Annotated in this window: 1 protein-coding gene; it reads right to left on the reverse strand. The window is 63.6% G+C overall.

Translation table 11 applies throughout. The features are described from left to right. On the reverse strand, positions 1-328 hold a 328-nt coding region (locus SB771_RS33550; RefSeq protein ID WP_410721859.1), incomplete at its 3' end, for a DUF3158 family protein. Positions 329-420 lie beyond the last annotated feature (92 nt).

Here is a 420-nt window from a genome sequence, read left to right on the forward strand (position 1 = left end):
CCCACAGCGCGACGCCCATCGCGGAGCGATCGAGGTTGCGCCAGCGCAGAAAGGTCGTGCCTGCGCCAGTGGTCTGCTGGGCCAGGTAGACCGGCAGCCGATCGAAGGGGGAGCGACGCGCCTGCGGCAGAAGGAAGCGTTCGGTCAGGGCGATGAGCGCGTCGCGCAGTGCCTCACATTGGCTGGCCCAAGCTTCCAGATCCCCCTTACCTTTAAAAGGTTTTAAAAGGCCTTTTAGGTAGGCCGCATGTTCCAGTCGCTGGAAGGCCGTCTGTTCCAGTGGCACAAAGCGACGCGTTGCGCCAACGTCTTCGTGCGTGCTGCTCACGTTGCCCCCGTGTCGTCGGCGTTGCTGTCATCGTCGGCGGGCATCGAAGACGATGCGTCAACAGTTGCCGCAGCCGGTTCCGTCGTGGTCGT

This window comes from Burkholderia sp. SIMBA_051, from assembly GCF_046534915.1.
Taxonomy (GTDB): Bacteria; Pseudomonadota; Gammaproteobacteria; order Burkholderiales; family Burkholderiaceae; genus Burkholderia; species Burkholderia ambifaria.